Here is an 18560-nt window from a genome sequence, read left to right on the forward strand (position 1 = left end):
ATCCTTCAGCGGCCTTGGGCAGATGTGCATGTCTCCCCGGCACAATGATGCCATGGAAACAGGACAGACGCCGGATCATTCCGCCAAAGAGAATCAAACACCGGTACCCTCAGTGGACAAGGGGACACGCTTGTCCACTGAGGATATCATGATACAAGAAAACATCTTCCTTTCCGGCCGTATATTTGGTATGATACCCTCAATGAACATAAAGGGAAGGAGCCATGATATGAAATACAGGGAATTAGGAAAAACAGGACTTAAGGTAAGCGAAATCGGATTAGGAGCGGAATGGCTGGAACGCCACAACGGAGAGGAAATAAAAGAGGTAATCCTGCACTGCGAATCCGCGGGCATCAACATCCTGGACTGCTGGATGTCTGAACCAAATGTGCGATCCAATATCGGCGCCGCCATACAGGGCCGCCGGGACCGCTGGATCATTCAGGGTCATCTTGGATCCACATGGCAGAACGGGCAGTATGTGAGGACACGGGACCTGGACAAGGCGCAGGCGGCATTTGCCGATCTGCTGGAACGGCTGGACACTGATTATATTGACCTGGGAATGATCCACTTTGTGGACGAGGAAGCGGAATTTAAGCAGATCATGGAGGGCGAGTTCTACGCATACGCAAAAGAACTGAAAGAAAAGGGCATTATCCATCACATTGGCATGAGCACCCACAATCCTGCTGTTGCAAAGCTGGCAGCGGAATGCGGAAAGATAGAGATGATCCTGTTCAGCATCAATCCGGCCTTTGATATGCTCCCGGCCAGCGAGAATATTGATGACTATTTTAAGGAAACTTATGATGAATGCCTGGGTGGAATTGCTCCGGAGCGTGCAGAATTATACAGGATATGTGAACAGAACAATATCGGCATCACTGTGATGAAGGGGTACGCGGGCGGACGCCTGTTCTCAGCTGAGGCATCCCCCTTTGGAGTGGCCCTGACACCGGTGCAGTGCCTTCATTATGCCCTTACCAGGCCCGCTGTGGCCAGCGTCCTGGTGGGATATGATACACCGGAACATGTGGATGCAGCCGTGGCCTATGAGACAGCCTCTGAGGAGGAAAAGGATTATGCCACCACCTTGTCCCAGGCCCCTGCCCATGCCTACTACGGACAGTGTACCTACTGCGGCCACTGCGCACCCTGTCCTGTGGGGATCGATATTGCCATGGTCAACAAGCTCTATGACCTGGCCCTGATGCAGGATACGGTTCCGGCCACCATAAAAGCGCATTATGACAGCCTTTCCTCCAATGGCAGTGACTGCATCGGGTGCAGGGGCTGCGAAGAGCGATGTCCTTTTGGTGTTCCTGTTTCTGAGCGCATGGTCAGGGCAGGGGAATTATTCCAACAAATATGATGTCTATAATCTGCTCAACAGATTGTAGGCCGTGATCCCATAGATCAATACGGCCATGCCGGCAAACATGGCCGCGTCACCTTTCCGGCCTTTATCAAGGGATTCCTTTGCATTGACAAGCAGTGCCAATCCCAGAAATATAAACATAACCGGCAAGGATATATTATAAGGCAGGATTCCTGTCAGCCCCAGGGCTGCAAAAAAGATGGTCAGTATGGAAAACAACAATTTGGGGTTATTCATATCCGGCTTCTCCTTTTCATCTACGTGTACTCTCGGAATCTCCTGGTACTCAAATCCGCGCGATGTTTCTTGCCTGTCTCTATCTTAACACATTGTGCTCACAGTAAACAGTACTGAGATGGAATAAATGGATTGAGATAATCGGAAAATGAGGCCCTACAACACCTAGTTGACCTGGGACTTTCAGGCCGTATTACCCTTCAAAGCCAACGGCTTCGCTGGCTGCCCCTCCTTACACCCTCGCGGTATGCCGGTACAAGAGACGGACACCAGCGCATTGTGGACGGTATACTGAACAGTGATCTAAAGGGAGCTGCCCAGGCGATCCGCAACCACTTACAAAGTTCACTGGAAAACTATACCCAGAGACCGCGAACAGCTATAAAAGGGCCCTTGTGAAAATCCTTCCACAAAGGCCCTTTTTCCTCTCTTATCCTTAAGTGTACTCTGGCAGCCTCCTGGTACTCCGAGTACACTTTACTTACACACCCTTCTCAAACGCCTGGTCCGCAGCCCTCTGCGCCATCACGATCCGGTCACACCACCGGTCAAACTCCGGGTCTTCCACCTGTGTCTCAGGGTGATCCAGCATATAAACCACGGATTGTCTCAGTCCCTCTGCCATGGAAACCGTACATACAAAATCAGGGACCGCCCGTTTGATCTTTGTATTGTCAAATACAACACTGCTGGATTTATCACCCAGAAGTTCCCCCCTGAAATCATGGGGCCCACTGTGCCTTGCAAGAAAATCAGATGCCACATGAAGGGCATTCAGCGGTTTTCCCAGGGCTTCGGCTATGGTTTCATAAATCTGATTCCACGTCATGCTCTCATCGCTTGTAATATGATAGGCATGTCCGATGGCGTGGGGATTGCCCATCAGCCCCACATATCCCCTGGCAAAATCATCGGAGTGGGTCAAGGTCCACAGGGATGAGCCATCACCCGGTATGATCACCGGCTTATCCTCCATGATCCGCTTTAAGATCTGCCAGTTTCCCTTTGCGCCATGTACGCATACCGGCGGCTTGGTTCCATTATAGGTGTGGCTGGGGCGGACAATGGTAACCGGGAATCCCTCCCTTCGGCCGGCTGCCAGCAGCACATCCTCAGCCGCAATCTTGTTTCTTGAGTACTCCCAGTACGGATTGATTAAAGGCGTACTCTCCGTGATCCGGTGATCGGTCACCGGCTTCTGATAAGCGGAAGCACTGCTGATATAAATATACTGTTTGGTCTTACCCTTAAAAAGACGGATATCCCTCATAACATCCTCGGCTGTAAAACCAATGAACTGGGCCACCACATCATAGTGCTTTCCCTCTAAGGCCGCTGCCACAGCCTCCTCGTCATGGATGTCCGCCACAATGGAATCCATCCCATCCGGTACAGGCTTGCTCCCGCGGTTAAGCAGGGTTACATCCCATCCTCTCTTTAATGCCAGCAATGTCACCGACATGCTGATCGTTCCCGTACCTCCAATAAATAGTGCTTTCACAATGGATACCTCCGTTTATCTGTATTTTTATGGTATATATCAACAAGGAAGTCACACGTTTTTAATGCCGTACTCCTTATATAAAACTTCATGGAACGCCTTATCCTCTGTTGCTCTCAATAAATCCTCTGTTCTGGAATCCTTCCATGCTCTCTCAGAAATTTCTCCATATATCTCCCTTCTCATAGCAGTCTGACATGGCCTGTATGATCGCCTCGTCCCTGGTCAGTCCCCTGAGATCTCATTGGAAATATTCTTATATTTTAGCAGATACCCCATTCCGTGTCCAGAGCAAATAAGTTTTCCAATATAAGGCGTTCCAAACAGAAAACGGCACGCCCAAAAGGCCATGCCGCATCCTGTAAAATAATATTATACACTTACACAAACAAGTTCACACAATTCCGGTCACTCAACATAATACGGAAACTGTGTAATCCTAAGCTTTGTACACCCATAGGGAATCAGTTCGATTTTCTCCGGTTTCCCCTGGATCTCCACCGGGCTTTTCGGAATAAGGCCCGCGCTATTATGCTCAAGACACCAGCCTTCCAGGCGCTTTCCGGTTCCTGTAAGGACAACCGGCGGATTCTGTTTGGAAAATGGAACGCGGCCTATCGTATTTTCCGCTACAGCCAGGGGAGCATTCTTTGATATAGCGTAGTTCCACGGACTGATTGGATAAACTTCATAATCGCTGACCCCTGCAACTTTGCGGACCGCCTTCCACTGTTCCTTTATATTCAGGGCATATACCAAAGGTCCGCGCTCCACAGCCAGACTGTCCTTAAACCAATGGCTTTGGCGGATATCCATCTCAAATTCAACCGTAATCTCATCCCCTGCTTTAAGTCCCCGGACCGTCACATAATCTTCACTCCTCCCAAGACGGCGCTGCTTTCCCTCCTGGCCAACCCGTATATGGGAACACCAGCCCGGAATCCATATGCGGAGAACAGCTTCAGGCGCCTCGCCTTCCGCCACGCGATAGCAGATCCTGTTTTTAAAAGGATATTCTGTCTCCTCAATGATATGTACCTTTTCTCCGGCTAATTGAGTGACGATGCTGCTAGGCGCATGGACCATGGAAACCAGCGTATGTTCATTTTCCTTAAACCACAGAGACTTCAGCAGCTTAGGCCAGCCCTGGTGCATATTGGCAGTACAGCAGCCGAAATTCGGCTCAAGACCGAACATATTGGATTCTTCATTTGTATTGAACCAATCCCGTTCGGCCCGGTTGGCAAGTACCTGATTAGCCTGCTGAAGATACTGATGAGCCATAAAATCCTCTGTTATAGTGGCAGGCAGGGCGTTATACGCCAGCTTTTCTATTTTGTCCCCATAGTCGCCTCTGCCAAATGCCTCGATCATAGTCTGCAGGCTGAACATATACTCTACAACGGAACACAGTTCCGCGCCGCGGGAAGGATTGTTTCCGGCCAGATGCTCATCTCCGTTCAATGCTCCGGTGGCTACCCCATGAAAATGTTCCGCCGCCTCCAAGCCCCTGTCTGTAATTTCTTCATAATCCCTATCATCAAAAAAATAAGACAGCATGGCCGGGTATTTAAATCCCATGGTCAGATTAACAATATGGTTCGTATGGTATTTCATTACCTCATCCATAGAGCTCTTCTGATAATGAGCCAGTAAACGGTCCCAACTGTAATAATACTCAGCAGGCCGTACAAAGGGAAAGTCCTCAAATACCTCATTCCAGTCCAAAGCCTGGCTTTTCAGCTCCGCTGCCAGCTCCTTTAAAACTTCTCCGGTCTGTTGACAATACCAGTTGATACAATAGAGCAGATCTCCGATCCTCGCCTTGGACCATTGAGTCATGGGCCGTTTAAGGATTTCTTCCTGCAGATAGGAAAAGTAACCGCTAAACAATTTTAACACCCGTTCGTCCTCTTTGATCTCATAGTATTGAATCAGTACTTTCAGCATAACAAAACGGGACCAATAATCCTGCCTGCTGGCCACGGGGCCGAAATTTCCGCTCGCATCTGCACTCTCCAGGGTCCATTCCACAAAACGGCAGGCCAGTTCCCAATGTTCCTCATCCTTCAAATACCAGGCCAACGGCAAAAGGCCATCCAAATAGTAGGGTCCTCTCTCCCAGTTTTCTCCGGTTCCTCCCAGCCATCCGGAATAGCTTCCCACACAATCCCACACCTGATAAAGCAATCCTGTCAATCCCTCCATCTGTATTTCCATCTGCCGCTTTAACCAGCCTTCCGGCCGGATTTCAGGTATGCGGCAGCATTTTAAACGTTTGATATTCTTTGTACACATGTTTTGTCCTCTCTGCCTGACGGTTCAGGCCCTGTTATTTTTACTTTAAAGCACCGCTCATCATTCCCCGGATGAAATATTTCTGCAGGAATAAGAACATCAGCATAATAGGAAGCATCCCCATAAGAGATCCTGCGGTTAAAACGCCCCAATCCGTACCGTAATAACCGATTGCCAGGTTTGTAAGCCCTACATTAAATGTTTTGATGGTATTGCTGTTAGCAAATACAAGTGCGATAAGGTAATCATTCCAGGTCGTGTAAGCTGAGTAAACAGCAATCGTGGCAACGGAAGACCAGGTCAAGGGAAGGCATATCCGCAAAAATATCCGAAGATTTCCGGCTCCGTCCAATTTCGCTGATTCCAAAAGTCCATCGGGAATTGTGTCAAACGCATTTTTCATCATATAAATGCAAAAGGGCGTGTGGAAGGTCGTGTAGATCAAAACCAAACTTGCCCGTGTATTCAGCAATCCCAATTTTGCCATAATCGTATAAAGGGGTGTCAGCAGCGTTTGAAATGGAATCATAATGGCGGCAAGAATACAGGCCAGCATGATCTTTCCACCCCTCAGCTTCAGCTTTGACAGACCGTAGCCCGCCGCTATGCTGACAACTGCTGTACATAGGATGGAACAAATGGTGATCATAACAGAATTCATAAAATATCTCAGATAGATTCCATTTTCCAGCGTAAATATCTTAACATAGTTCTCCAGGGACGGAATATGAGGAACCAATGTGGGAGGCACCTGATAAATCTCACCCTTTCCCTTTAATGAGGTGGCGGCCGCCCAGTACAAGGGAAGCATAAAGAGTATACTTAGTATAATATTAGCCCAGGTTTTTTTCGTTGTTTGTCTCATGCTTCATCTCCCATTAATTTGTTGAATCTTTCATTACCTGATACTGGAACAAGCTAAGAGCGCCCAGGATCAGCAGAATAACAACTGTCATAGCTGAACCATATCCCAACTTGAAATAGTTAAAAGAAGTATTATAAATATAATGGACACTGGTGGTGGTAAGCTGACTGGGGCCGCCCTTTGTCATGATGGAAAATTGCTCAAATGCCAAAACAGAGCCAGTAACAGACATGATCAGCGCCAGAGCCACCTGGGGCTTTATGATCGGCAAAGTGATTTTGAAAAACTGCGCGATCCATCCGGCTCCGTCCACCCGCGCCGCCTCATATACCTGGTCGTCCACTCCCTGAAAGGCAGCTAAAATAATAAGCATGGAAAATCCTGACATCTTCCAGGTAACCATAAAGATAACTGCCGGAAGGGATGTTTTCGCCGAATTCATCCATAATATAGGACTGTCGATCAGTCCGCCCGCCTGTAAAATATAATTCATAACACCATATAAGTCGTTATAGATCCACAGCCATACCATACTGCAGCAGGTCATGGATATGACCACGGGAGCAAAATACAGCGTCCGGAATAGATTGACTCCCCGAAAGGCTCCATTCACCAGGAGAGCCAGTATAAAAGCGAGGATAAACAGGCATGGCGTTACAAACAGGGCGTATTTCAGCGTAAAGATAAGGGAGGTCCAAAACTGCTTATCCTGCAGAAGCGTCACATAATTCTCTATAAAAATAAATTTCTTTTCCCCCAATATGGACCAGTCATAAAAGGAAATACGAAGGGTCTGTATAAAGGGGTAAATAAAAAACACAACGTTCAGCACCATGGCGGGCAGCACAAAGAGATACCCCAACTGCAGATGACCCCGTCCCTTTCTGTTCTTATCCATAAACCTTCTCCTCGCTTTCTGTTTCCCGGCAATCCAATCTGCCGTTTTTCTTAATCCGCCATAATGGCGTCAATCCTTGCCGCAATATCCGCTGCCGCTTCCTGAGGTGTCATCTCCTGGTTCAGACATCTCTGCATATCTTCGAGCATAGGTGTATACATCTCATCATACTTCAGGGAATATGGAGTTTTAGACACTTCCAGCGCCTCCTTTAAAACGCCATACTGAGGAGTTGCGGCAAAATACTCATTGTCAAAAAAGTCCTTTCTGGCCGGCAGACAGCCGCCCTTAGCCAATTCCTCCACCTGTACTTCTTCAGATAATGCATACTCGATAAAGTCCCAAGCCGCCTCCACATCACTGCACTGGGAAGTGATGCCAATGGAATCTCCTCCTGAGAAAGAAGCATATCCGCTTCCCTTTGGTCCTCTGGGAACCAGGCAGGCTCCCCACTCCATATCGGAGGATCCATTTACAAAATTATATACCGCCGCGCTTCCCAGAACGATCTGGCTGGCCTGGCCTGTAAGGAAAGCATCCTGTGCCTCGCTCCATGAATACGTAATGGTGCTGGGCGGAGTCACTTTATACTGGTTGATCATATCGGACAGCAGTCCGATGGCTTCAATTGCATGTTCTTCATTCAACAGACATGTTTTCCCATCCTCTGACAGGAACTCTCCTCCGTTATTCCACACATAAGGCATAAAAGTAAACATGTAAGCTCCCGAGTGGGCTCCCGCATATACGTAACCATAGTGACCGTCCTTTGTCAGCTTCTGTGAATACTCAATCAGTTCTTCCCAGGTTTTCGGAGGATTCTCGGGATCCAGCCCCGCATCCCGGTAATGCTCCTTATTGTACAAAAGGACCGATACATCCGGTGAGAATGGAACCGCATATGTTTTACCGTCCACCTGGCCGCTCTTTATCATTCCCTCGCTGAACTGATCCTTATAATCCAGGGCTTCAAAACGGTCAGAAATATCTGTAAATGCGCCGTTTGCCGCAAAATATGGCACTTTGGTACAATCTAGTGAAATGATGTCCGGAGCCTCATTGGCAGACAGGGACAGGGTAAACTGGTTGGCAATCTCTGTATTTACCTGCTGGACAACCTCCACTGCCACCTTATCTTGGAGCTTATTATATTTCTCTGCCGCTGAAATAGCCGCGGCAGCCGTAGAATCCCTGGTCCATACTGTAAGGGTTTTCTTATTATTTTGTGACTCTATTTTTTCTCCTCCAGTCTTTTGTCCGCATCCACTTAAAAGGGCGATACCCGCCCCCACTATCAGTATATTTGTCATTATTTTTCTGTTCATATCTTCCCTCCACTGTGTTTTTGTTTGTTTTTTTGCTTTATTTGCTTATTTATTTATACATATTATATATTACTGCTTTTGAATAAAAAAGGAATATAATTGATTAAAACTTGTACAATATGAACCTATTTTACCTTGATTGCACGGAACACAGCTGGTATAATAATTGAGAAGATGATTATAGGAGGTTTTTCGCGAAATGGAGTATGCTAATTTTCCTTCTCCTCCCTATCCCCATTTTATCATTGCCGGAGATGCGCTCTACCGCCCGGGAGATATCCACCGCAAAAGGGCCTGCATTGGTATTTTTGATCTGGTTTATGTGGAATATGGTGAATTATTCATAACAGATGGTGACCATGCCTATCACCTGAAAGAAAATGATGTGCTGATTATACGCCCGGACACCATACACTATGGCCACAAGCCTTGTTCCGTTAAGACTAAATTTATGTGGTGCCATTTTCGGACGTCCGGTACTTACTACTACTCGGAAGAGATTCAGCTTCCCTCACCAAACCACAGCTCCATCTACTCCTACGAGGACAGAACAAGCCTCTTGATCCTTCCTCTGTACAAGCGGCTTTCCCCTCAGGAAGCGGTTGAGTTCTCTGTCTGCTTTTCCAGCCTGATGTCTTCTAATATTGATAAGTATCAGCAAAAGGAACAGCAGGGACAAACCTATTTATCTCCCTTAGAATGCCAGGAAACATTTCTTCGACTGTTAAACTTTCTTCAGGTAATGCCATCTCAGTTCTCTCCCTCGGAGCTATTAGCCGCCAGTATCATTGAGTATATTTCCCGGCACTATCCAGACCCGATCTCTCTAAAAGATATTGCCGACTATTTTAATTTTCATCCTGCTTATATTATCCGCTGCCTTAAGAGACAATACGGAATCACCCCAAACAAAGCTTTGACAGGCATTCGTATTGAACATGCCAAACGGATGCTGGTCACCTCTAACTTAAGTATTAATAAAATTTCTTATTATGTGGGCTTTACCACTATCTCCTACTTTAACCGGACATTCAAGGAGCACACCGGGATGACGCCCAGAGAATTCCGCAGACAGCAGGGGACTGTTTAAATAAAATATAGCTTTCCAGACATCAAAATAGGCGGGAAGGCTATTTTTAGCTTTCCCACCCATAACAAGGGTATGAATCAGGATACAACAGGTACAGACCTTCTCACTAAGTCAGGCTCCAGCCCGCCGACCGCTCACGGATATCCACATAATCCCTGTATATGCCCTCCTGATCCATCAGATCATGGTGGATTCCCCGCTGTACGATCCGCCCCTCTGAGACAACCAGAATGTTATCTGCCGCCTTAATGGTATTCAGCCGGTGGGCGATCACCAGAAGCGTCTTGCCCTTCACCAGCTCGGATATGGCTTCCTGGATGTATCTCTCATTATCTGCGTCCACGCTGGCTGTGGCTTCATCCAGCACCACCACCGGCGCGTCCTTTAGGATACAGCGGGCAATGGAGATGCGCTGCCTCTCCCCTCCGGATAAGGTGGCTCCCCCTTCCCCGATCACGGTCTCAAATCCTTCCGGCAGCGCCATGATGAATTCATAGCACCTGGCCTTTCTAGCCGCCTCATAGACTTCCTCTCTGGAAGCATCCGGCTTTCCCATGGAGATATTGTTATATACGGTATCCCGGAACAGATGTGTCTTTCCCTGAGCCTGGGTCTTCCCATGCTAAAGGCCCTTGGGTTCCTGCCCTCGATATGAGAAGGATATTGATGCCTACAGGGATTTTACACTTGGCTGGTACCGGGCCTGCTGGCCGTGGATGGCAATCGGTAGGACTCCCCATCCTTGTTAAAAACCTTGACCACCTCCATGCCGTTGATGTACTCAATAATAGTATTGTTCATCACCTTTCCGGCTGTATAGTAATTGTTCATGTCCCTGGAGCCGATGGCGAACATCACACACATGGAAAACAGGCCCACAGGCAGGGATGCCAGGGACATAAGAGCCAGTTTCCAGTCCACGGCAAACAGGCACAGGTAGACGGCCGCAGGAATCGCAAGGTTGCCAAATCCCTCGGGAAGGGCATGGGCCAGCAGTATCTCAATGCTGTCCACATCATCCACAAACATACGCTTCAGGCTTCCTGTCCCCTTTCCCTGTATCTCACCCAGGGGCAGCATCTCCATTTTTTTCTGCAAATGAACTCGAAGGCGCATCAGAATGTGAAAGGCCGCTTCATGGGACATGGACAGCCCTTTGACATAAAGGCAGGCATGGCTGACCAGGCAGACCGCCACTGCCAGGATCCTCAGGCTGATGTAGGCCGGACTGACAGGGCTGCCCATGATCAGCGGCGTGATGATCTGGTACACGAACACAAAGGGTAGAATGCTCACAAGCACGGCGGCCAGTATGACCAGTCCCGACTGAATGGTCAGCCTTTTGTAGGGACCTGCATACTCTAACATTTTTTTGAACATTGGATCTCATCTCCTTCCGAACCATATTATGGTTCATATCCAAAACAGATCAAGCTAAAAATGCGTCAAGTTAGTTTTTGCTAACCTGACGCATTTTATTTTACCGCTGTCCTCTTATGTTTTCTACCAAAATCCAATTTCATTTTAACACTTTTTATCCTTCCCAATGGCCTTTTATATAGTCCTTAGGAAGCACTCCGTATTTTTTTCGGAAAGCGGCTGAGAAATGGCTCATATTGGAGTATCCTGCATACATGGCTGCCTGGCTCACATTGAGCCTGTTTTCCGTCAAAAGAAAGGCAGCATACTCAAGCCTCCGGTCGATTACATAAGCGTGAAGGGGTTTTCCCGACAATTCCCTAAAGCCCTTTGTAAGCTTGGATACACTGATGCCGGCCTCCCTGGCAAGGGTCCCGCAGTCCGGTACATTGGCACTGTCCCGGTCGATCCTGTGCCTGATCTCCAGGATTACTTCCCTGTCTGTCCTGCTGCCAGTCACCCCGCCGGAACCCCCGCCCATATCCAAACAGGAATCCAGACAGGCGGCGATCATTTCCAGTATCTTGCCCTCCAAATAGATGGCGCCGATACCGCCGCAAAACTGATCCGCCTGTTCCAGTTCCTGCAGCAGACGGTACATGTAAGGTGTAATCGTTATTTTTGTAAATGACCGTAACATACGATCCGACAGGTCCATCTCCTTCATACCCAGATGTCCTTGCGCAATGTATTGGAAATACTCCCTGGGTATTTGAATGCTTTTAAACCTGAATCCGACCCCGCCCTGATACCAGGCTGAGCTGGGCAGTGAGGTGTCCCGGTACATGCAGGCTTCCCCCCTCTCCACCCTGACCCGGTGTGCGGGCTCCCCCATCTCCCAGGCCAGTCCCTGGTTAAGGAAAAAGATCATCTGGACCGCGTCCATGGGAAGCCGTCTGTTTTTCTGTACCCAGATATCCTGCTCATAGTACATTTCCCAGTCCATGGCGGAGACTCCCTGTTTTGTACGCCTTTCCCATATCTTACACCTTCCGATCTCAGGTGGAATGCGGTTAAATACTTCACCCGCAGAACCTGCTTCAGATTCCTCCAAAAGCCGGCTTATATATTCCCCCGCGCCATTCCTGTACATGGGAACCACCCCCTACTGCCCATACTGGAAAACAGCCAGTCTGTCATTCATATCCTTGATCTTGGGCAGGGTTCCCATGAGCCATCCCCGGAAAGTAAATCCCTTCATCACGTCATTAAAGCTGTTCTCCTTTATAAGCTTCAGGCCCGGGCACAGCTGTTCCAGTTCTTTTCCCGAATCCGTCCCCCATGAGAAGACAGCTCCGGTATTCTTTACCGTATCGTGATGTTTGCTCATCCTGGCCGCGGCCAAAGGCATCAATTCCGCCAGTAAGATATAATCCGTAAACTCCTGGCTGATGACACCCAGCAGGGCTTTCACCTGTTCCCTGGTAAAGTACATAAGGATTCCCTCCGCAATAAAAATAACCTTTCTCCCCTTTTTAACCAGTCTGGTCCAATCCGGCTCCAGGATGGATCCCTCGATCAGCCGGACCCGTTCCTCCTCCTGAAAGAACTGTTTCCTGACCGCAATGGCATCCGGAAGGTCAATGTCATACCACAGTATGCTTCCATTGTCCACCCGGGAAAAGCGGCTGTCCAGGCCGCAGCCCAGATTGACGCACACTGCGTCAGGATATTGTTGCAAGTATGATTTAAGAGCCCGGTCAAACATGATGGTCCTGGCCACCACTCCCTCGTGGCTCATGAATTTATCATACTTATCTGTATCAAGTTCCAGCTGTTCCAGTATCTCCACCGCCTTTTTGTCGCGGATCCTGGCCTTAGGCCGCTGTGTCTCACTGGCCTTTATGACCAGAGGGATCAGCATTGTCTCCTGCACGGTTCCCAGTTTTACCTTCATCTTATCTCCCTTCATATTCTGATCTTCCTTTCCTTTTCATTTCTTCTCCGTACCGCATCCTTCCGCCAATTCTGCTAAAGCATTACAACATCATGGCCTCACCCTGGCCCCCTCATAGATGCCTTCTGAGTCCACCTGGTCGATCACCAGGTCCCCCTCCTCCAGGCCTGAGGTGATCACTGTGCGTATGCCTGTCTGGTATTCCACCTCCACCGCTTTTCTCACAGCCCTCCCATCCTCGATCTGATACACGAAATACGTTTCATCTGCTTGGAACACAGCGCCGGATGGAACGGTCAGGCAGTCCTGTTCATGATAAAGCAGAAATCTGATATTGACCCCGTAGCCTTCCCTGCCGGCCAGGGCTTCCCCATCATCCAACGCGGCCCTGACATGGACCCGGTACTCATCCAGCCCCAGGGCGGAGGTTCCTCTGTCAGCATAGTCATATACCTTTTCCACCGTACCTGTAAAGGTCTCATCCCTGCCGCGCAGCTGCAGGGTAACCTCCACCGGTTCCCCCTCCTTTATGTATGGCGCAATATTGGTCAGCACATCCGCCTCTGCTTTCATCCCTTCCCGGCTGTTGATGACCGCGGCCGTCTCCCCCGCCTGGATCACGGACATTTCCTTTACCGGCAGCGAGGTGACGATGCCGTCCCGCTCCGCTTTCACCCGGCATCTGGCGATCTGTTCCTCCATCTGGGACACTGCTGTCTTCCGGGACTGGATCTGAGCTGTCAGCTGGTTTAACTCACTGTTATAAAAGCGGGAGTTGATCGTGCTCTGGTCAATCCCCTCCTCTCTCAGGCTTTCCAGGAACCGGCTGCTCTCCTCGTAACGTCCCCTGGCCTGCTGCCAGGAGGACAGTGCCGCCTCATAAGCCGCTTTGTCCGTCTCCATCTGCACCCTGGAAATGGCGCCTGAAGCATAGAGCACCTGATCTCCTTCATACACGGATTTCGCAGACTGGTACCTGGCTTTTCCGGCCTCCAGCTCCTGTTTTACCGCTTCCAGATATTCCTGGGGTGATGTGGTCATAACCTGGTTGATCCTGCTTTGTTCCAGCTGGGCTTCATACCCGGCCAGAGCACTTGCCGCCAGGGCCTTTTCATACTCATAATCCGTACTGTCTATGGTAAACAGAACATCCCCTTTTTTAACCCGCGAATTTTCTTCCACCAGCAGGCTGCTCACCGGTCCTGACGCCTGGGCGATCACCCGGTATTCCCCTCCAAAACTGATGATGCCCTCCTCTGTATACCGGTCCTCCACCAGACCTCTTTTTGCTGCCGCTGTCTCCACCTTCTGTCCGCGGCCGCCTGCAGCAGCACAGGAAACCGCGGCAATCACCGCCAGCCCGCCCGCCACACAGGCCAGTAACATTTTTCTGCGCTTTTCCATTGCTTCTTACTCCCTTTCCTTTAAGATCTCTGTCAGCCGGATCCTGTCAATAAACCGCATCTCGGCCGCGCAGGCCAGCAGGGTGATCCCCATGCAGATAAAAAATGCGGCCATATAAGAACCGGGACTGATCTTTATACGGATGGTGTAACTGTCCGACATGACCATCTGCTGGATCATCCTCCGTATGGCCATACTCCCCGGAATCCCGGCCAGGATCCCCACTGCAAAATATGCCATCTGCTCAAAGAGGAGAAGCCGGCTTATCTCCCGGTTGGATTCTCCCAGAACCATCAGCGTGCCGAATTCCGTCACCCGCTCCCGGATATTGATCATAGAAATGTTGTAGATCAGGATCCCTCCCGATGCCACGGCCAGAATGGCAAACATATGGATCATGGCCATCATGCTCCCCATCATATCCCTGTAGCTGTCTGTGATCTTTTTCGTGTCCACCAGCCAGGTCACACGGCTGGTCTTCAGCATTTCAGCCTTCAGACTCTCCGTTTTTCCGGCTTTTGTCTTTAAAAGCACTGTGTTGGCTGCCGGCTCTGTGTGGAATACCTGCTCAAAGCTGCCAAGACTCATGTAGCAGCCGCTTCCAAGGCTCTCTTCGATCACCTGGACCACCAGCACAGGCACCGCTTCCACGGTCATCCCCGGACAGTTGATCCTGACCATATCCCCCTTTTTTACATGAAGTTTATCTGCTATCCGGCTGTTTATGATAAGCCCCCGGTCCGGCGGCTCATAGAAATTGTTCTCATTGTCCATGATCCTCCACAGACCGGACCTGGGGTTCAGCCCGTACAGCATTACAAATTCCGAAAGGTTTTCATTTTTAAGCTCTGCCTGCACCGTACACACGGCCTCTGACTCCTCCACCCCTTCCAGGACTCCCCCACTCTGGGCAGCCTTCACCGGGCTTACATACCGGTCCAGGGAAAGCTGCAGATCGTAAACCTGTACTTTATCAAACTGGTCCATGTACATCTGGTCCGCCACACCGTTAAAGGAGAAAAGCACGGAGGCCATGGAAAACGGGAACCCGATGGCCAATATGAGCAGGAATCCCCTGAATGGATTTCTTGCAATGGAACGGCATCCCATCTTTTCCATGGCCCCCAGCCGTTTTAACAGGAAGCCGGGAACAGGAAGGTTTCCCGCCCCTGACGGGGTTCTGGCACGCATGGCCTGCGCCGGGGTGATGGAAAGGATATCCCTGACCCCAAGGAACACTGCCGCCAGCCCGGTTCCCAGGGCGATCAAAAGCCCGTTGATCCGGCTGTCCATGTAGTTGTGGTAAACCGTATCCGGCAGGTTAAAAAAATCCACATACATATCAAACATATACTTGCCAAAGGGAGCTGCCAGAACGCTGCCCAGGACGGCTCCTCCGGCGCCCACCAAGGCGCCCTCCAGGAGATAGGCTCCCATAAGTTCCCGGTCCGTCATGCCAAAGGCTTTCATGGTACCGATCAGGGTCTGATCCCTGTCGGTCATTTTCTTTAAAACCACATACAGCATAAACACGGAGATACACATGAACATGGCGGGAAGCACCGTACCCGTGGAGATCAGTTCATGCATTTCCCCGTCCACCATGTTAAAGCTGCCCTGGTCCTCTTTGGAAGCAAGGGATACAAGGCCGTAAGGCTGGAGGCCCTGGGCCAGCTGGAACCGCACATCTTCATAGGTGTAGCCTGGTTTCAGGGAAAATCCCAGTTCATTCAGGGAATCCTGCCTCCCTGTCAGCTCCTCCATCCGCTTTTTTTCAATGCATGCAACATCATATATCTCTCCATCCGGTATCATGGCCCCGCCTGGGGGAATGGAGTAGATGTAATCCGGTGCGTGGCAGATGCCTGCAAAGGAAAAATCCACACCTCTGCCTCCCCACAAAAGCTTCAGCGGCTCCCCCTTATCATATCCATAAATTCCAGCCATCCTTCCTCCCAGGTACAGGCTGTCATGCGCCTTAAAACCTTCCGACAGGATCAGACGGTTCAGGGCGTCCCCTGCATCATAGGACAGAAGGCGGACGGTCACGATCTCCTGCTGTCCCTTTGCAAGGATCCTCACATCCTCCGCCATTTTCCCGGACACCTGGGCAATTCCCGGAATCTCCTTCATCCGCTCCAGCTCCGCGTGTGAGATTGCGGATACCTGGGCGAACACGTCCGCCATGGAGCTGGTCCGGTAGTACTCCTCCACCTGGTCCCTCAGATTTCTCAACGTATCCATCATGGCCACATAGATAAAGATTCCAATGGCAATAATGAGAACCGCTCCCACAAAGGAGCCTTTGTTCTGCCCGGCCAGCCGGAACACATTTCTGCGAAAATGCCTCACTACCAGTCCACCTCCTCCGGCCTTAAGGGGCTTTCATTTTGCCCAATGCGTTCCAGGCACCCGTCCTTAAAATAAAATACCCGGTGGGCGATCTGTGCGATCTTCTGGTTATGGGTGATCAATACTACTGCCTTTTGGTATGCGCGGTTAAAATCAGCCAGCAGCTTCAGAATCTGCACCCCGGTCCTGCTGTCCAGGGCTCCGGTGGGCTCATCGCACAGCAGGATGTCCGGATTCTTGCACAGGGCCCTGGCAATGGCCACCCGCTGCTGCTGTCCTCCTGAAAGCTTGCTGGGAAAATGGTCCGCCCGGTCAGCAAGCCCCACCTGCTCCATCAGCCCACCTGCATCCAGGGGATGTTCCCCCAGTTCCGCTGCCAGTTCCACATTCTCCAGGGCCGTCAGCCCCGGCATCAGATTATAGAACTGGAACACAAATCCCACATGGGCCCTACGGTAGGCAGTGAGTGCCTTTTTATCTTTCCAGTCAAGTTCCTTTCCCCCGTACAAAAGCCTTCCGCTGGTGGCTGTCTCTATTCCGCCCAGTATATTTAACAGCGTGCTCTTTCCCGACCCGCTGGGCCCCAGGATCACAATCAGTTCCCCCCTATACAGTTCAAAGGAAATATCCCTCAGGGCGTGCACGGTGATCTCCCCCAGCACATAGTTCTTGTTGATCTGCTCCGCCTTTATAAGCGCTGTCCCGTATGATCCTTCCATTAGTTCCCCTTTCAAAGCCCCAAAGCAGATCCGGAGTCCGGCTTGACCGCGGGATCCAACCCATCAGCGGGCCGACAAAATGAATAAGGCAAAAAAGTTAGTTTCATCTAACCATCTGTCAAAAAAGAGGGGCCTCCGGTTTTGCATAACCGGCCCAGCCCCCTCTCTGGGATACGATCCTTTATTCTTGTTATCACTGTTAACTAACATTAAGTCCAATATAGCTTACAGCCCCCCTGTTTGTCAACCCAATGAAGCCTGTGGAGAAATCTTATCAATAGGCCAATATCTCATAGCCCTCCTCTGTGACCAGGACCTGGATCTCCCACTGGGCGGACGGCTGGCCATCCTCCGTGTATACGGTCCATCCATCCTCCTCGTCCGTGAAAATTTCGTCTGATCCCATATTGATCATTGGCTCAATGGTAAAGACCATGCCGGGAACCATGAGCATTTCCGTGCCCCGTTTTGACACGTAGCTCACCCAGGGCTCCTCATGAAATTCCAACCCCACACCGTGACCGCCGATCTCCTTTACCACCGTGTATCCGTTCTCCTTTGCAAAGTCATGGATCGCCTGGCCCATATCCCCCAGGAATCCCCATGGCTTCACCTGTTTAAGCCCCACATCCAGGCTCTTTCTCGTCACCTCCACCAGGCGCTTCTTTTCCTCAGGCACCTGGCCGATACAGAACATTCTGGAAGAGTCGGAAAAGTAGCCGTTGTAAATGGTGGACACATCCACGTTTACGATATCCCCCTGGCGCAGCACCACATCCGGTGACGGTATGCCGTGACACACCTGGTCATTGACGGAAGTACACACGCTTTTAGGAAATCCCTCAAAATTCAGGGGCGCCGGTACGGCATGGTTTTTTACAGTCTGCTCATAGACCCACTGGTCGATCTGCTCCGTTGTGATTCCTTCTTTTATGTTCCCACTGACATAATCCAGGATCGCTATGTTGATCTTCCCGCTCTCCCTGATCCCCTGGATCTGCTCCTGGTTCTTGATGATGCTGCGGGGAGGCACGATTGCTCCCCTGTGCATGAATTCCTCCAAGCGGGCGTCAAAATCACTGTGGCATTTCTTATATTTCCTGCCGCTTTTACACCAGCACAGATCATTTCTTCCTAATTTGTTCATATGTACCAACCTGTTCATATATTA

16 protein-coding genes and 1 pseudogene are annotated in these 18560 nt (G+C 50.0%); 3 read left to right on the forward strand and 14 right to left on the reverse strand.

Translation table 11 applies throughout. From position 1 onward, the window contains the following. Nucleotides 1-229: 229 nt before the first annotated feature. The gene (locus ABID13_RS15050) at nucleotides 230-1378 is read left to right on the forward strand and encodes an aldo/keto reductase (RefSeq protein ID WP_048930915.1); all 1149 of its coding nucleotides are present in this window, start codon (nucleotides 230-232) and stop codon (nucleotides 1376-1378) included. A gap of 3 nt (nucleotides 1379-1381) precedes the next feature. On the opposite strand, the gene ABID13_RS15055 is transcribed toward ABID13_RS15050, so the two are convergent. After that, a complete protein-coding gene (locus ABID13_RS15055; RefSeq protein WP_048930865.1) occupies nucleotides 1382-1621 on the reverse strand; it encodes a hypothetical protein in 240 nt (79 codons plus the stop codon). A gap of 192 nt (nucleotides 1622-1813) precedes the next feature. Here ABID13_RS15055 and ABID13_RS15060 point away from each other — a divergent pair, with 192 nt between their 5' ends. Next, nucleotides 1814-2020, forward strand: coding sequence for an FCD domain-containing protein (locus tag ABID13_RS15060; RefSeq protein ID WP_276325549.1), 207 nt, complete (start codon nucleotides 1814-1816; stop codon nucleotides 2018-2020). An 82-nt stretch (nucleotides 2021-2102) separates the two neighbouring features. On the opposite strand, the gene ABID13_RS15065 is transcribed toward ABID13_RS15060, so the two are convergent. The 5 genes from ABID13_RS15065 to ABID13_RS15085 all read right to left on the reverse strand — a co-directional run bounded on the left by ABID13_RS15065 (nucleotide 2103) and on the right by ABID13_RS15085 (nucleotide 8508). Next, nucleotides 2103-3122: an SDR family oxidoreductase gene (locus tag ABID13_RS15065; RefSeq protein ID WP_048930864.1), complete on the reverse strand. Its 1020-nt coding sequence runs from the start codon at nucleotides 3120-3122 to the stop codon at nucleotides 2103-2105. A 408-nt stretch (nucleotides 3123-3530) separates the two neighbouring features. Beyond that, nucleotides 3531-5420, reverse strand: a complete 1890-nt coding sequence (locus ABID13_RS15070) for a beta-L-arabinofuranosidase domain-containing protein (RefSeq protein ID WP_048930863.1) — start codon at nucleotides 5418-5420, stop codon at nucleotides 3531-3533. A 40-nt stretch (nucleotides 5421-5460) separates the two neighbouring features. Continuing rightward, nucleotides 5461-6285 (reverse strand): carbohydrate ABC transporter permease, encoded by an 825-nt coding sequence (locus tag ABID13_RS15075; protein ID WP_045091877.1) that lies wholly within the window; start codon nucleotides 6283-6285, stop codon nucleotides 5461-5463. A gap of 13 nt (nucleotides 6286-6298) precedes the next feature. Continuing rightward, nucleotides 6299-7183, reverse strand: coding sequence for a carbohydrate ABC transporter permease (locus ABID13_RS15080; protein WP_045091878.1), 885 nt, complete (start codon nucleotides 7181-7183; stop codon nucleotides 6299-6301). A gap of 50 nt (nucleotides 7184-7233) precedes the next feature. Continuing rightward, complete coding sequence (locus ABID13_RS15085) at nucleotides 7234-8508, reverse strand: ABC transporter substrate-binding protein (protein WP_045091879.1); 1275 nt, start codon at nucleotides 8506-8508, stop codon at nucleotides 7234-7236. 199 nt (nucleotides 8509-8707) lie between these two features. Here ABID13_RS15085 and ABID13_RS15090 point away from each other — a divergent pair, with 199 nt between their 5' ends. Continuing rightward, nucleotides 8708-9598, forward strand: coding sequence for a helix-turn-helix transcriptional regulator (locus ABID13_RS15090; RefSeq protein ID WP_007859871.1), 891 nt, complete (start codon nucleotides 8708-8710; stop codon nucleotides 9596-9598). A gap of 106 nt (nucleotides 9599-9704) precedes the next feature. Here ABID13_RS15090 and ABID13_RS15095 read toward each other — a convergent pair. The 8 genes and pseudogenes from ABID13_RS15095 to ABID13_RS15130 all read right to left on the reverse strand — a co-directional run. Continuing rightward, a pseudogene (locus ABID13_RS15095) lies at nucleotides 9705-10196 on the reverse strand (ATP-binding cassette domain-containing protein); the annotation flags it as partial. An 83-nt stretch (nucleotides 10197-10279) separates the two neighbouring features. After that, complete coding sequence (locus tag ABID13_RS15100; protein ID WP_082173983.1) at nucleotides 10280-10978, reverse strand: ABC transporter transmembrane domain-containing protein; 699 nt, start codon at nucleotides 10976-10978, stop codon at nucleotides 10280-10282. Between the two features lie 154 nt (nucleotides 10979-11132). Next, nucleotides 11133-12110 carry a helix-turn-helix domain-containing protein gene (locus tag ABID13_RS15105; protein ID WP_048930861.1) on the reverse strand — a complete coding sequence of 326 codons (978 nt, stop codon included), beginning with the start codon at nucleotides 12108-12110 and terminating at the stop codon, nucleotides 11133-11135. A gap of 12 nt (nucleotides 12111-12122) precedes the next feature. After that, nucleotides 12123-12929 (reverse strand): class I SAM-dependent methyltransferase, encoded by an 807-nt coding sequence (locus tag ABID13_RS15110; protein ID WP_330376803.1) that lies wholly within the window; start codon nucleotides 12927-12929, stop codon nucleotides 12123-12125. A gap of 75 nt (nucleotides 12930-13004) precedes the next feature. Continuing rightward, nucleotides 13005-14318: an efflux RND transporter periplasmic adaptor subunit gene (locus tag ABID13_RS15115; RefSeq protein WP_007859876.1), complete on the reverse strand. Its 1314-nt coding sequence runs from the start codon at nucleotides 14316-14318 to the stop codon at nucleotides 13005-13007. Nucleotides 14319-14324: 6 nt separating this feature from the next. Next, nucleotides 14325-16670: an ABC transporter permease gene (locus tag ABID13_RS15120; RefSeq protein WP_048930860.1), complete on the reverse strand. Its 2346-nt coding sequence runs from the start codon at nucleotides 16668-16670 to the stop codon at nucleotides 14325-14327. Continuing rightward, nucleotides 16670-17389, reverse strand: coding sequence for an ABC transporter ATP-binding protein (locus ABID13_RS15125; protein ID WP_007859880.1), 720 nt, complete (start codon nucleotides 17387-17389; stop codon nucleotides 16670-16672). The genes ABID13_RS15120 and ABID13_RS15125 overlap by 1 nt, the downstream gene beginning before the upstream one ends. 274 nt (nucleotides 17390-17663) lie before the next feature. Next, complete coding sequence (locus tag ABID13_RS15130) at nucleotides 17664-18536, reverse strand: methionyl aminopeptidase (RefSeq protein WP_040415563.1); 873 nt, start codon at nucleotides 18534-18536, stop codon at nucleotides 17664-17666. Between the last annotated feature and the right edge of the window lie 24 nt (nucleotides 18537-18560).

Origin of the sequence: Enterocloster citroniae, from assembly GCF_040545455.1 — a bacterium.
Lineage (GTDB): Bacteria > Bacillota > Clostridia > Lachnospirales > Lachnospiraceae > Enterocloster > Enterocloster citroniae.